The organism is Runella defluvii, from assembly GCF_014195535.1.
Classification (GTDB): domain Bacteria; phylum Bacteroidota; class Bacteroidia; order Cytophagales; family Spirosomataceae; genus Runella; species Runella defluvii.
This window is the reverse complement of record NZ_JACIBY010000016.1, coordinates 125,540-142,202: the sequence shown is the minus strand read 5'-3', so window position 1 is coordinate 142,202 and position 16,663 is coordinate 125,540. Positions and strand designations below refer to the sequence as shown.

At 46.2% G+C, this 16,663-nt stretch carries 4 protein-coding genes; all 4 read right to left on the bottom strand.

Annotation, left to right across the window (positions count from 1 at the left end):
- The coding region (locus FHS57_RS26560) for a 7TMR-DISM family protein (protein ID WP_183979033.1) at positions 1-1,151 on the bottom strand (1,151 nt) is incomplete at its 3' end.
- A 298-nt stretch (positions 1,152-1,449) separates the two neighbouring features.
- The gene (locus FHS57_RS26555; RefSeq protein WP_221225739.1) at positions 1,450-6,150 is read right to left on the bottom strand and encodes a DUF8696 domain-containing protein; all 4,701 of its coding nucleotides are present in this window, start codon (positions 6,148-6,150) and stop codon (positions 1,450-1,452) included.
- A gap of 245 nt (positions 6,151-6,395) precedes the next feature.
- Positions 6,396-6,554 (bottom strand): hypothetical protein, encoded by a 159-nt coding sequence (locus tag FHS57_RS26550; RefSeq protein ID WP_183979029.1) that lies wholly within the window; start codon positions 6,552-6,554, stop codon positions 6,396-6,398.
- Positions 6,555-6,864: 310 nt separating this feature from the next.
- Entirely contained in the window at positions 6,865-16,623 is a 9,759-nt protein-coding gene (locus FHS57_RS26545) for a BspA family leucine-rich repeat surface protein (protein ID WP_183979027.1), read from the bottom strand.
- Positions 16,624-16,663 lie beyond the last annotated feature (40 nt).

Genomic DNA, 16,663 nt, shown 5'->3' with positions numbered 1-16,663 from the left:
ACGTCTAGCTCTTGCAATTTTTCGGCCTCTAGTTTTTCCGTCAACAACGCCTTTTCTGTTATAACTTTCTCTTTTTCAGTAACATCAATAATTTTTCCCAATACCAACGATAAAGCGACGATTTCGATAAAATTGGTAAAATAAATGAGCGGGTACGTCCACGAAAAATTAATAACTCCCAGTGCTTGAAGGTTCAGAAATAGAAAAGGCACCAACGTAATAAAGCATGGAATGAGTAAGTATCGGTTGAAAACCACCTGTTTGATAATCGCATACAAGGTCGTTGAAATCAAGAGGGCTTCCGTAAAAAGGAACAGGTAATTGTTGAATTCGAGCAAATGCGTGCGTGGCCACCACAACACAGCCAATACCTGCCCCACACTCAGAAATACCACGCCCAGAAACACCCACTTCAGCTTAGGAAAGTGCAACGGAACTTGGAGCAATGAGTACATAAAGAGCGTATAAGTGGCGGGCATAAGCTGGTAAAAGCCCGAATTGAGGACTTTGGCCAACCACGGAATATCGCTAAAATAGGCCCCAATCAAGCCTATTGAACCCAAGACCGACAACGTAACTATGACCGTATGAAAGGCATACCAACGAAAAGAAGTGTTGCGGATGTACAACGCTAAAATGATATTGTAAAGCACCCTCAGCAACTGAATCCCAATCTCCATCCAAATCGGAGCCAGGCTCGTTGACACCTGATCGATATACACTTGGTGGGTCATCAACGTGAGTTGTCCCACAACACTCTCGTCCGCCTGCAAGCGAACATAATACGTAATCTTCTGATTTTTAGGCAGTAGCCCAAGCTTAAAAACGGGCAATTGCCCTTGATATTTTTTCTGGGCGTGCGGCGTAAGCATTCCACCGTATTGGATTTGGACACTTCCGTCGGGTTGTGGCGCGTACCAATCTACGTGGTCTTTGAGCCCGTCGCTCCAGACCATGTACCAATTGTTTTGGTTTAAACGGCTCTGATTATCTATTTGAACCTTAAACCAAAACACATCTTTAGAAAAAGCATACTGAAACGCTGGTGCGTTAACAGGCATAAATTTCTGCTTTTGCACTTCCGCAAAACCCATTCTCTGGGTAGCGTCGCGAAACACTTCCGCAAATTGGCTCAGGGGAAGTGAAGACACGCTGTCGTTAATTGTAATTGCTTTTTGCGCAAACAATTGTTGATAACCTATAAATATAAATCAGACAACAATTAGTTTAAAGTTCATAACAGTCAAAATAGAGCAAATAGCGCATTCAGGTAAAATAGAAACACAAATAACGACAAAATTTATTTTTAACCTAAAATTGTTTTTTTGCCTTTTTGTTTTTTTTCTTCTAAAAAGGTATATTTTTTGCTTTTGTTTTCACAAGAAAGGGTTGCCTGAATGTATCACACACTCAAACAACCCTATATCTTAGTCCGTCAAATTTGACTTATTACTGCACTTTCACCACCTTCAGCGTCGCCTGCTGGTCAGCGTTCGTCACCTTCAAGAAATACATTCCCGTCGGCAATTCACTCACCCCAAACTCTTCTTGGTGCGTGTTGGTTTCGGGCACAAATTGACGGCGCAAAACTTCCCGACCTGTTGCATCCGTTAACGCAGCTTGCACTGTTTGCCCCTTGCTATCTTGCACTTTCAAACGAAGAATGCTGGTGACAGGATTGGGGAGAACGGTCGCGAAGGCGCCGTTATCAGTTATCTGTTTTCCGTTATCCGACCCTTGCCATTTGCTTTTTGCATCTTCGCTATCCGCTGCGCGTGCTGCTCCCACGCCTACTCCATCTTTCGACTGGATTCTGAACCAATATTCTTGATACGCCAGCACATTGCCTTGCGGTTGACGCGTTGCGGGATAGATGCTGCCCCAGCCCTTTTGATCCCAGTAACGAATGCCTAACTTGTACAAACCTTTGGGCAACCCTGCATCATATACGTTACCACCCACACCGTTGTCTTGGTAAAAGCCGTAGGCTGGATGGTTTTGTCCGTACAGCTCCGTCCAGCCTTCACGGTTGGCGTACATGAAGTACGGTGCGTTGTTCTCGTGCGTGTTGAACGAACGTATCACGCCCATTTCGGGTGTTGCCAACATGTCGAATGTCAATGAACCATCGGTGCTTAATCCGCAGGCTTCTACGTTGATGGTCCAGTAGCGAGGTGCTAGTTTGTTGACGTTTTCTACGTAAAACAAGGTCGGATTCACTTGCGTGCTTTGATCTAATTCGGGGCCACCGTCGCGGGTGATGAATTGACTACTCCACAATAATTTGTCATTGGCTGGTTTTACCGCCGACTTACTTTCGCCGATGTTGATTAACGTCACCACAAACGCATTCCAATAAATATCCTTGCGAATACTTTCCGAACTCTGACAACCGCCTTCAAAGAGGCATTTCGCCCAATACGTTTGCTTCGTCACGTTGTTGAAAGCGACCTCAAAACTTGGCGCAGTTACACCCGTGTTCCAAAACGTCTGACTTCCTGCGGGGCAATTGGCTGAAATCGTAACCGTTGTACCTGTACACACAATCTCTTGGCTTGCCGTAATTACGGGAGCTACTTGCGTTGGCGTTAACGTAAACGTCACTACGTTGCTCTTCTCGCTCACACAACCATTTTCCGTCTGACAACGAGCATAGTATGACGTCGTTTGGCTTGGTACGGTTGAAGGCAGGCTTGGAAGTGCCACGTTCGTGGTGGCATTGTACCAAACCGTGCGCAAGCTTCCGCAGGTTGACTGTCCACTGAAACTCGCCGATGGGTTACAACTGCTTGTCGATGACAATGATACCGTCGGAGCTGCTGGAATTACGACCAATTTTAAGCGCATCACCCCCGATTCAGATTCCACACAAGAAGGCGTTCCGTCTGATTTGCGGCAGCGTACACGGTAATTGTGGAACTGGTTATCTACCAAGCCTACAGGTACGCCCGCGCTGTATTCGCCACCGTCAACGGAATAAAGTATCACTTCACCAGCAGCACAATTGGCATTAAATGTAAGGCTAGTAGTAGCTAGGCTACACACTTCCTTCGTCTCGCCTACGGCAACTGTCACGCCATCCACCAACAACGACACATTTTGCGGAACAGAGGCACGGTTATTAATTGTCAATTCAATGACTCCCGAATAGGTCGAAGCACAATTGGCGTCGCAAGCCGCTTGGTAGCGGTGGGGTTGGTTATTGGACGGTTGGGAAACTGGGGCTATCGCCGACCAGTTGCTCCATGCACCACTACCTACTTGTACTCGCCAAACAGGTGACCCCGAAACACACGAACTCAAAACCCCAAACTGTAAACCGTTCACTGGATTCGCATCGGTATCGCAAAGAACTGGGTTATTGCCTTCGTTTAGGGTTTGTTGGAGCATCGCCAGCGTAATTGTAGGTTTTCGGTGAATTTGAATCAACGCCGAAGAAGAATAAGCCTCACTGCATACGCCACTTTTCACCACTGCTCTGAAATAGGTGTCTGCCGCTAAGCTGCCAATTGTTGCACTCGGCAATGTCGTTGCAATCGAAGCTATATCAATTGGAGTGCTGAAATTAGCATCAGACGACTTTTGCCATTTCACCACATTTCCCGTTTGACCTGATAAACTCAAATCTGACGGAGCTGTTCCCGAACATATCGTTTGAGCTGAACTTACCACGCCACCCACACTTACAGGGTTGACTGTAATCTTTACTGTACTTGAAATCGCCTCACTGCATACGCCACTTTTCACCACTGCTCTGAAATAGGTGTCTGCCGCTAAGCTGCCAATTGTTGCACTCGGCAATGTCGTTGCAGTCCAAGCTATATCAAGTGGAGTGCTGAAATTAGCATCAGACGACTTTTGCCATTTCACCACATTTCCCGTTTGACCTGCTAAACTCAAATCTGACGGAGCTGTTCCCGAACATATCGTTTGAGCTGAACTTACCACGCCACCCACACTTACTGGGTTGACTGTAATCTTTACTGTACTTGAAATCGCCTCACTGCATACGCCACTTTTCACCACTGCTCTGAAATAGGTGTCTGCCGCTAAGCTGCCAATTGTTGCACTCGGCAATGTCGTTGCAGTCCAAGCTATATCAAGTGGAGTGCTGAAATTAGCATCAGACGACTTTTGCCATTTCACCACATTTCCCGTTTGACCTGCTAAACTCAAATCTGACGGAGCTGTTCCCGAACATATCGTTTGAGCTGAACTTACCACGCCACCCACACTTACTGGGTTGACTGTAATCTTTACTGTACTTGAAATCGCCTCACTGCATACGCCACTTTTCACTACCGCCCTAAAATAGGTATCTGCCGCTAAGCTGCCAATTGTTGCACTCGGTAATGTCGTTGCAGTCCAAGCTATATCAAGTGGAGTGCTGAAATTAGCATCAGACGACTTTTGCCATTTCACCACATTTCCCGTTTGGCCTGATAAGCTCAAATCCGATGGTGACGTCCCCGAACATATCGTTTGGGCCGAACTCACTGTGCCACCCACACTTACAGGGTTGACCGTTACCGACCCTGTAATAGTGCTGGATTCACAGCTGGTAGTCGCATTTTTTACCGTGAGGACAAAAGAAATCGAACTCTCCGAAGTTGGACTGCTCAGCGTGACCGTAATGGGATTCGACAAATTGCCATCACTAACCGCGACAATACCCGTTCCAGAAATCGAATACTTATTTGGCGACCCCGTTTCATTACCATAAGGTATCGTAAAACTCGTAGCCCCCGCACAAATGACTGGAATTGCACTCAACGCAAGCGCTGGCTTAGCAGGGTCTTGAAGGCTAGCCGTGGCAGCCTGGCTAACACATGAGCCATACGTAGCTATAATATCGGTATAATTACCTGTCCCCAAAGACGTTAACGTAATCACTCCGTTACTATTTGAGGTAAAGTTAGTCGCCGAAACCGCCGTATTATCCTTTTTGTAAGCAACCGAATAAGGGGTGTTGCTCATAAATCCACCCAATGTAATACTACCGTTTGAGCCACCACAAGTAGTGGGATTGGAGGTTCCCACCGTGGGTAAAATTGCCGTAGGAACTGATTGATACTCGTACGCACCTAAATCTATTACACCTACTTTGCGCGGATTGCCATCTAAATCAATCGTAACAGTGTTATCAGTATTGCTTCCTGCATTAATGGCAGGTGAACAGGCTTGCAGGCGCAAATCTCCCGATGTACCAAGCCCTACCGCAGGCTGACTGACAAACAGCGGGTCTTCCGTACCTTGGAAGCCTCCGACCACCAAGCCTTTGACCAAGGTATTTGTGTAAGTAGCAGTACTACTCTCATCCTTGTATATTTCACTGCTATTACCCCATAAAATACAGTTCTTAAAACTCGGATAAGAGTTCGTCGTACAACTTACCACTCCCCCTCCATTATTGTTTGCTCTATTACCCGAGAAACTACAATTTACAACGCTTGGAGAAGCCTCAATGTTATTCATTGCCCCACCAAATCTAGCCTGATTTCCTATAAAAACACAATTGATTAAATTAGTAGAGGATTTTAAGTTATATATTCCACCTCCAAAATTTGCTTCGTTTTCAAAGAAAGTACAATTAATGATGGTCGGTGAGCCCGCTTCATAGTTACATATTCCGCCACCATAAGCATTTACTATACTAAATTGGCCATTGGCATTACCTCCAGTGATGGTAAAGCCATCAAGCACTGCCGTACTGCTCAATCCATTACCAAGATTTAAAACAACATTATAACTATTATTTTCAATATCATCATCCCCTTGATGCTCACCACTCAATACAGTGGGATTTGTTCTCCAATTACGGTCATTTAAAGTTGTTTCTCCCCCTGCAAAACCTCCGTAAATGGCTACCCCGCTTTTCATTTTAAAAGAAGTAGCCCGTATATTACTAGGGTTTAAAGTACCATTAGCTGCTCTTATTGGTTTGTAGGTACCAGCTGCTACCCATACTTGCTGTACCCCATCAGCATTAATCATCGCTTGCAAATCCGACGAAGCAGTAGCCCACGACAGGCCGTCGCCCATACCATCTACTTTTACATAGCGGACGGTTTGAGCATGACTTCCAAAAGTCAGCATTAGTCCTAAAACAAAAAAAAAGAGTGCAAGGGCCTTGCAGTAGAATCGGTTCATGGTACAGAATAGAAAAGCGTTAATGGTAAGAATGAGTTAAGGTCATCATCATAAAATAGTACTCCCTTTCTCACAAGTGCTATTTTAGCTGGTGGACAATTTGGTGGACAATTCACAATAATCTATTTTTCAGCATGTTAAAAACACAAACTCGGCTACTAAGAGGTACTCTAATAAGCAAAGAAGACGCAAAGCCAATCCCTTTACGTCCTCCAGTGTCTTACTTTCCCCTCTTAATCATTGCCTCAAACAGCCACTTCTTCCATCAATGAAGGGTATTTTTTACGTAGCCAATAACGCGTTTTTTTTACCGAATCGGCCGAAATCCCCAGCATGGTTCCTTTTACTGTATCGGCCAAATTAAGCTTATCTAAGGCCGCTAAACGTACTTCCGCTGCCGTCAAATCAGGATATTTTTTGTTTAGTTCTAGAAAGAAATGCGGAAATACCTGTTCAAAAATGACACATTATGAATATTTCTTGTATTTATCAATTGCCAAAAAGGCAGCAAACCATTTTTTTGGCATTTTTCCATCTAATTATCAAACAAATAACTAAAAACTAATTTTTCAAAATCTTAGTCAATCATTTCATTTATTACCAAAACGCTAATTTTCGAAACCGTTATTAATGGTTTAAATAATAGAATAGGGATAAAAGAGAAGCCTTTTCTCCCTTATCCCTATCATTATTTGAGCCGAAACTAGCTCGATTTTAATGTACCTTTACAACTCTCAATGTTTCCTGCTTATTCTCGAATCGTACTTGCATAAAATAGACTCCCGCAGGTAATTCGCTCACGCCAAACTCTTCCTGGTGCGTATTGGTTTCGGGCACAAATTGGCGACGCAACACACTCCGCCCCGATACATCCGTCAAAACCGTTTGCACCACTTGCCCCTTGCTATCTTGCACTTTCAAACGAAGAATGCTGGTGACAGGGTTGGGGAGAACGGTGGCGAAGGCGCCGTTATCCGTTAGCTGTTTTCCGTTATCCGAACCTTGACCTTTCCCATTTGCCTCTTCGCTCTCCGCTGACCTCGCTGCACCTACGCCTACCCCATCTTTCGATTGGATACGGAACCAGTATTCTTGGTACGCCAGCACATTGCCTTGCGGTTGGCGCGTTGCAGGATAGATGCTGCCCCAGCCCTTTTGATCCCAGTAACGAATGCCTAGCTTGTACAATCCTTTTGGTAAACCACTGTCATAGACGTTACCACCCGCACCGTTGTCTTGGTAAAAACCGTACGCGGGGTGGTTTTGAGCGTATAGCTCCGTCCAGCCTTCACGGTTGGCATACATAAAATACGGCGCGTTATTCTCGTGCGTGTTGAAAGAACGAATCACGCCCATTTCGGGTGTTGCCAACATGTCAAAGGTCAATGAACCATCGGTGCTTAATCCGCAAGCTTCTACGTTGATAGTCCAGTAGCGTGGAGCCATTTTGTTGGCATTTTCTACGTAAAATAACGTCGGATTTACTTGCGTGCTTTGCTCCAATTCTGGACCACCGTCGCGGGTGATGAATTGGCTTGTCCACAATGACTTATCGTTCGCTGGTTTCACTGCCGATTTTGATTCACCGATGTTTATCAACGTCACCACAAACGCATTCCAATAAATATCCTTGCGAATACTTTCCGAACTCTGACAACCGCCGTCGAAGAGACACTTTGCCCAATACGTTTGTTTGGTTACGTTGCTAAACGCTACCTCAAAACTTGGCGCAGTGACGCCTGTGTTCCAGAATGTCTGACTTCCTGCGGGGCAGTTGGCCGAAATCGTCACCGTCGTGCCTGTGCAAACAATCTCTTGACTTGCCGTAATCACGGGCGCTACTTGCGTTGGCGTTAACGTAAACGTTACGACATTACTCTTCTCGCTCACACAACCATTTTGCGTCTGACAACGAGCATAGTACGACGTCGTTTGGCTTGGTACGGTTGAAGGAAGGCTTGGCAATGCCACATTCGTCGTCGCATTGTACCAAACCGTGCGCAAACTGCCGCAAGTTGATTGGCCACTGAAACTGGCTGTCGCGTCACAACTGCTTGTTGATGACAATGATACCGTCGGTGCCGATGGAATGGTAACCAGTTTTAAGCGCATCACCCCAGACTCTGACTCCACACACGATGGCGTGCCGTCTGATTTGCGGCAGCGTACACGGTAATTGTGGTACTGATTATCCACCAAGCCTACAGGTACGCCCGCGCTGTATTCGCCACCGTCAACGGAATAAAGTATCACTTCACCCGTGGCACAATTGGCGTTAAATGTAAGAGGCATATTCACCAAACTACACACTTCCTTCGTCTCGCCCACGGCAACTGTTACGCCATCCACCAACAGCGACACATTTTGCGGAACGGATGCGCGGTTATTAATTGTCAATTCTATCACGCCCGAATAGGTCGAAGCGCAATTGGCGTCGCAAGCTGATTGGTAGCGGTGGGGTTGGTTATTGGAGGACTGGGAAACTGGGGCTGTCGCCGACCAGTTGCTCCATGCACCACTACCAACTTGAACACGCCAAACGGGTGAACCTGAAACACATGAACTCAAAACGTTAAACTGTAAACCATTCACAGGATTCGCATCGGTATCGCACAAAACTGGGTTGTTGCCTTCGTTTAGGGTTTGTTGTAAAGTACTGAGTGAAATCGTTGGCGGAACGACTACTGTTACCATCATATCCACAAATCCGCTCAATTGAGGTGCTAATTCGCAACGAACTTTGTAGCTCGTACTTGCCGTAAGCGCTGGCGTCACCAGCGGTGAGCCTACAAACAACTGGGTGGTGCCTGCCGCGTTGTACCACGTTACTTGACCTACTTTGCACGACGCCGTCAACGACGCCGTCGCATTTTTGCAAATGGTCACGTTGGCAGTATTCGCTGGAAGTTCCACCGAAGCAATGACGGTCAATACCGCATCGTTGCCATCGCCGCCCACGTAACTGATGCGGGCGTTTAACTGACCTCCCAAAAATGGTGCTATCGTTGAGCCTTCGGGCAAGCCGTTGAACGTACCTTGAATGGCATCACTTCCGTCGTTGTTGACAAGCACAAACGTTTGTCCCAACACGGGCACGTGGCTACCGCTGAGTACTAAATCAAGTCCCGATAGGTTGACCGACCCTGCTACGTTGAGCTGACGATAATCGGTATCTGCCGTAGTGCCGTTAATGGCAATGGCCAAATCATTGCCCGACGCAAACGATACGGTTCCGACGTTGACATCCGTTCCAGCAACTGTTGGGTTGATTCCTCCCGCTGCGTTGATGACAAGGTTGCCTCCGTTGGTTGCCAAGGCCGAAGCGTTCAAATTAACCGCCCCTGCCGTCGTGAGGTTGACGTTGGTGGCTGCGGCGCGGCTGATGGCTGAACTTACGGTAATGGCACCGCTGTTGGCATCACCGATTTGGAGTGTACCCGCCGTGATGCGGTCAAGTTCCTCATCGGAAAGACTCAATGGGCCGCCTAGCGAATTTGTCGCTGCTCCCAAGTCGATATTGACGCCATTGGTGTAAGGACGAAGTATCAAACTGCTGGCCGAGTTGGTACTGATGGTCGCCGTGTTTTTGATGTCAATACTGTTGGTAATCAGCGAAATGGTACTGCTTGCTAATAAATTCGCCCCCGCATTCGCTACAATCCCTTTGCTCGCTTTTACCGTTGCAGTTCCTGTGCCAGAAAGTGACACAGTTGCATTGTCGCCCATCGTCACTTCGTCCATGCCAGCATTGACATCGTCATTTTGCAAGTCTAAATCCAAGTTGGCATTGGCCGTAAAGGTAAGGTTACCGTTCAAATTTATGGCGTCGTCGCCCGTGCCACCGTTGATGGTCAAGGTGGGCAATTGGGTTGTAAATGCACCAACGTTGATGATGTCGTTGCCGCCAGCCGTGTTGACAGTAATACTATTTTTACCCGAAAGGACTACCTCCGCAGGCGTCGTAAAGGCCGTAGTGATACCACCGTCAATGTTATACGTTTTACCCGTGACGTTAAAGCGGATTTTACCGCTGTTTTCACTTACCTCTAATGTCTCTCCCGTACCTGTAACATCCGTAATAATCACATTGCCCCCTGTGGTAGTGATCGTGTAGTCGGCAGGCAAGCAGGCGAGTGTATAATTATCCCCTGTGATGGTCCAGCCTTTGTTATTGATTAAATTGTCTCTAGCTGACTTCGCCGCGCAGTAGTTCAGCCCTACGGCTCCCATGCTTCTGCCCGTTACATTTTGGGCATTGAAAGCCGTCAGCGTGGCATCGTAGTTGGCTACACTCAAGCCGGTGTTATCCAAGAAATTCACCAAGTTCACATTAGCATTGAGGGTGAAAGACGCCAAACTTTGATTAAAGCTGCTACATCCAGAAAACATAGAAAGCATATCCGTCACGTTTGCCGTGTTAAAGCTGTTGGGGAACGCTTGGTTGTAGGAACTACAACCTCTAAACATAAAATTCATATATGCCACGTTTGCAGTATTAAAGCTGCTGGGTAGCATTTGATTGTAAGAACTACAATTAGAAAACATCCCATACATATCCGTCACGTTTGCCGTAGTAAAGCTGATGGGTAGCGCTTGGTTGTAAGAACTACAACCATTAAACATTTGAACCATCCTCGTCACGTTTGCCGTATTAAAAGTGCTCGGTAGCGCTTGGTTGTAGGCACTACAACCAGAAAACATCCCCCACATATCCGTCACGTTTGCCGTGTTAAAGCCTTCGGGCAACGCTTGATTAAAGCTGCTACAATTGGCAAACATAAAACTCATATTCATTACCCCAGCCAAATTGGGTACGTCAGGCGCCGTAAGAGTCATGTTGGAGCAGCCAGAGAAGGCCAACCGCATACTCGTCCACGCTACCTCGCCCCATTGTTTAATTTCAGTGAGGCGTTGGCAGTCAGTGCCATTGTTGATATTGATGCGTTCAAAATTGGTAGGATAAATACTCACATCTATGATGGCATTCGCAGGTAAACTACCGATATTGAGCGAAGTACCCGTAAGCGTACCACTGCCACTCGTACCTGCGGGCACAGTTGTCCAAGTGTAGCTCACTTGCTGTCCCGATGCAGTTTGTACCCCAATGCTCAAACCCGTACTGCTACTACCCGTTTTGCTCAAATCCCAACGCGTGATGAAGGGACGACCAGCGGGGGCTTCTACCGTCAATGACACGGGAACAACCGCACTCACACAGCCCGTACTGCTCTTACGCACGCTGAGATTGAAATTATACGTGGCTGCTCCGCTGGCGGGTATGGTTACACTGATGGGGCTGCTCGCTGGCATACTCTGATTGTTCACCGCACTAAAATTCGGCATGGCCACTGGTGTACCCGTCACCAAACTGAATTGGTCGGGACTTCCCGTGGTGGACGTGTAGGGAATACTAAAACTCGTAGAGGTGATGCTTACAGCACTGATCGTGCCCAGTGTAATAGTAGGTTTGGCATTGACCGTTCCACTCACCGCTATCGTTTTGTCGGTTGCATTCGTACTCGTTAGGCGTACATTGTCGCTGGGTGTACCCGTGGCCGTCGCCGAAAGCCGTACATAAATGGTAGTACTGGCTACCGTTCCACTGTTTTGAACAAGCGTCACCGAAGAACCAAACCCACTACCGCTGGCAGTACTTACTTCAAAGCCCGAGGGGGCAGCGATGCTGATATCAGCTGTGAGACCACTGCCACTTACCGTAAAGCTCTGAGCCACCGAGGCCGTACCCTCACAAGCAGTGAAGGGCAGAAGCGTACCAACCGTGGTAATGTTGGTACATGCCTTATCCCCTGTAATAGTCCAGCCTTTGTTGGTTATCAGATTGGTACGAGCCGCTTGGGCAGCGCAGTATTTGAGTGGTGAGGCATCGCCCAGGTCTTTGTTGGTGTAGCCGCCGTCATTCCAGCCCGTAAGCGTCGCATCATAATTAGTCACCGAAAGCCCAGAGTTTGTGAGCATACCCGTCATGTTGGTAACCGCCCCGAGGTTCAACGATCCTAAGTTTTGATTAAAAGCTCTACAATCATAAAACATTAAGCTCATATCCGTCACAAGCGACGTAGTAAAACTACTTGGTAAAGCGTGGTTGTAAATACTACAGCCTTGAAACATTAATTCCATATTTGTCACCCGCTCCGTATTAAAACTATTAGGTAAGGGTTCGTTATACGAACTACAGTCGTAAAACATAGACTTCATATTCGTCACAAGAGACGTATTAAAGACATTCGGCAAGGCTTTATTATACGAAGTACAGCCATAAAACATTTCACTCATGTCGGTGACACGCTGCGTATTAAAACTGTTCGGTAAGGGTTGGTTATAGGCACTACAGCTCCTAAACATACCGCTCATATCCACCACCATAGAGGTATTAAACGTGCTTGGTAAGGCTTGATTGTACGAACTACAAAAAGCAAACATATAGCTCATATTCGTAGCCGCAGACGTATTAAAACCTTCTGGTAAGGCCTGATTAAACGAACTGCAGCCGTAAAACATAGAACTCATGTCGGTGACTGCTCCCAGATTTGGCACATCCGTAGCGTTGAGTACCATATTTGCGCAGCCCCGAAAAGCACTATTCATACTTGTCCAAGCAATACTTCCCCATTGGTCGATGGATACTAATTTACGATTATCACCTCCGCTATTAAAATAAATCCTTGGAAAATCGCCTCGGATAGCTACCGAATATGTACCTGCCGTACCGTAGTTGTGGGTTACACTGCCCGTCAAACCAAATTCATCAAACGTACCATCGTTGTTCCAGTCCACGTCGTAGTTGTAGCCCGTACCCGTGGTCGGAATTGTGATGGAAGTACTGTTGGATGTACCTGTATTTTCGGTTTTCCAAGTGGTGATAAAAGGTGTTCCTCCGTAGCCTTGAACGGCAAAATCGTAAGTCCCCTCTCCTAAATCATTGTTCAAAATCCTTACCGTAGCAGTCCGTAAACCTACTGCTGAGGGATTGAACGTGACGACAAATGTAGTAGATTGCCCCGCGCTGATCGTAGCAGGCAACGTAATCGCACTTACCGTAAAATCGCTAGCATGAGTTCCTGTTACGCTGATTGCCCCTGCGTTTAGTTGGAGGTTACCAGTAGCACCAGTTACGTTTTGAATCGTAAAGGTATGACTAACCGACCCTGATGCTACATCTATTATGCCAAAGTCAGTATCGTCAACCCCCGATGGCGTTAAATCACCATCTGCGATATTTTGTCCAAGTCCAGTTACATTAATTTCGGGGGAAACCCCCACCGCCGTCACGTCAAAGGTATAAGGAGAGGCGTCAGGATCATTGCTCTGAATGCTGATTGTCGCGGTTCTTCGTCCATTGCCACTGGCATCTATAATTACGGGAAAAGTAGCAGAACTGCCAGGTGCGATGGTAAGGGGTAATGACACATTTCCGATGCCAAAATCCGCAGCTCCTGACTTCGTAATGCCACCTGCTGGAATGACCAAATCAGCTGTTCCCGTATTCTCGATTGTGAATGTACGCACGACTGGTTCTGTTAAAGAAATATCAATGTTACCAAAATCAGTACCATCTTCGGTTCTAGGTGAGGTATCGCCATTGTCAATAGTGAATCCATTGCCTTTGATATTGATATTAGAAACGGCAGGTGCTGCCACCGTAATCACTACATCGTTGTTATCCGTTCCTCCCGTATAACTAATCGTCGCATTGAGGCCACTTCCTCGGAAATTAGGAATCGTTGCTCCCTGCGCTAGACCATTAAAAGTACCTACGATGGCATCTGTCCCGTCGTTGTTGACAATGGTGAATGTATTTCCAGCAACGGGAACGTAACTACCCGAAAGTACCAAGTTGAGCCCTCTTAAATCAATCGTCCCCTGTATATTCAACTGGTCATATCCTGTATTGACCGTTGTGCCACCGATGGCGATAGTAAGGTTATTGCCAGAAGTAAACGAAATGGTATTCCCACTCAAGTCCACGGTTGTGGACTTAGGATTTATCCCGCCAGCTGCATTAATAGCAATATTACCCGTGCCCGCCCCAAATGACTGATTCAGGTTGAGTGCTTGTCCAGTAGTGAAATAAACATTGCCAGCAGCGTGGGTAATGGCTTCATTCACATTAATAGCGCCCGTATTGGCATCGCCAAAGTAAAAAGCTCCTCCTGTAATATTATCAAATTCAAAATCAGAGATAAGGATTGGACTTGAGGCTACTTCTCTGGTAGAAACAAAATTAATTTCAGTCCCATTAGTTAATGGCAAAAACGTAATTTTATTAGAAGGGTGGCCTGTTATTAAAGCCTGATTATCCAAAGCTGAAACAAAACTATTGGCAGTCACTGTTATATCCCCACCGTTGGTAGCTGTCCTGATTTCACCATTTGAGGCGTTTATGTCCGTATTATCTACTATAACCCCTTGAGAAAAGTTACCACCCCCTTCTTTCCCTGTAACAATTATGTTGCCTCCACTACTCGTAATTGCACAACCTATTCCAACACCATAGTTATCTGTTCCAGTACCAGGGCCACCTTCTCCATAAATCGTTAACGTCCCCATTCCCCCAGGGGAAACTGAGCTATGGATAAGAAAGACTCCTAAACATCTAGTGGAATTCCCCAAACCTCCCCCGTACCCATTGAAGGTTATATTTCCCCCTGCCGTAGTTACTGTTCCGCTTGATATATATACTCCACTCGCCCCTGCTTCGGTATAGTTTAGGCTCCCTCGCCCTGTTAGGGTAACATTGCCTAGACCGCCTGCTGCAATCACCCCACGAACAAATATACCGTGACAAAGTGTATTGGTGGATGCGATACCATCTCCAATGCCATTTATCACAATATTGCCACCCGTCGATCTCACTTCACTGTTTTCGAATGCATATACTCCAGCACTAATATTACCACTCGTCGACCCACCAGTACCTTCTAGTGTTACGGTATTGGTTCCGCCTAGTATTTTTGCTCCGCTATAAAAAAAAATACCACTGGTGCCATTCCCTGTATCCCCCCCTTTCCCTTTTACGGTGAGCAAACCACTGCCTGTCACCTGAAACAACGCATTTAGACCGTTTAATCGTACCCCTACAAAATTGCCGCTAGTAGGAGTACCTTGCTGGTTAGCTTCTACAAGGAGATTACCGTTGGCGGTCGTTAGCCCTCCGCCTGTGTTTACAAAAACATTCTGACTTACTTTTATGGTAGCGCTACCCGTTCCAGCTAAAATCACATTCGCATTGGTGCCAATGTTCACCACATCCCTACCAGGGGAAGTGTCATCATTTTGTAAGTCTAAATCCAGGTTTGCATTTGCCGCAAAAGTTATGTTACCATTCATATTCACAATGTCATCGCCAACACCACCATTGATTGTCAAACTGGGTAATGAGGAGGTAAACGCTCCGACAGTGATAATGTCATTGCCCGCATTTGTATTGACGACAATGCCTGTATTACTAGAAATGGGTATATCAGCAGGCGTCGTGAATGGCGTAACAGCGCCACCGTCAATGCGGTATGTTCTCCCTGAGACAAAAAACCGTACATTTGAGTTACTCTCACTTACCTCCATGGTTTCGCCATTGCCACTGACATCAGTGATAGTTACCGTATTATTGGCGGTAGAAATTGTATAATCGGCCGACGACGAAGGGGTTGTTCCTATTCCTTCAATAGCAAACGTATAAGGATTTTCGTCTTCATCATCATTGGCAATGGTCAGAAGTGCAGTCCGTACCCCGTTTCCCGAAGGATTAAATGTTATTTGAAACGTTGTGGATTGAGAACGTGCTACGGATGACGACGGTGCCGCAGTTAGCGTAAAATCGGACGCATGGGTACCCGTAATCGCTACTTTTGTTGGCGTCCCCGTAAGATTAAGGGAAGCAAGGTCATTGTTTTCAATGGTAAAAGTGCGAACTATCGAGCCTCCTGTTACAAATTCTGCCCCAAAATGGGTATGATTATTGGTAATAGGCGTTGAGCTACCGTTCGCAATTGGATTACCATTTCCGAAAACATCCATCTCAGGCTGCATGCCAGTCCCGAAGAGATTAATCCTAAAAGGATTTTCGTCTGGGTCATTGCTGGTGATAGTAACTGTCGCTGATCTTCTATCTGCAACGGATGGATTAAAGGTAATTCTTAAGGTAGTAGTGGCATTGGGGGCAAGTGTAGTGCTGGGCGAATTGCTGACTGTAAAATCACTCGCCGCTGTTCCAATGATGTCAATCGATGAAATAGTAAGCGTACCAGTCCCCCTGTTTTCAATGGTAAACTCGTTATTCGGCATACCATTACTTAAAGCAACTAAGCCAAAAGATGTTCCATAAGTAGTACTTGCACTAGTATTATTGGGAATGCTAATCATATTAAATTTGACATCAATATCGGGGGTTTGGGCTAATGAACTCAAACTGGCTATGATACTAACCCAAAATGTAAGTGTAAATAAGTTTTTCATTGGTAGAATAGTTAAAATGAGTTCAACATCAATCGGTAGT

Coding starts and splice junctions, on each gene's coding strand:
- FHS57_RS26555 (WP_221225739.1), bottom strand. CDS start 6,150: ATGAACCGATTCTACTGCAAGGCCCTTGCACTCTTTTTTTTTGTTTTA.
- FHS57_RS26545 (WP_183979027.1), bottom strand. CDS start 16,623: ATGAAAAACTTATTTACACTTACATTTTGGGTTAGTATCATAGCCAGT.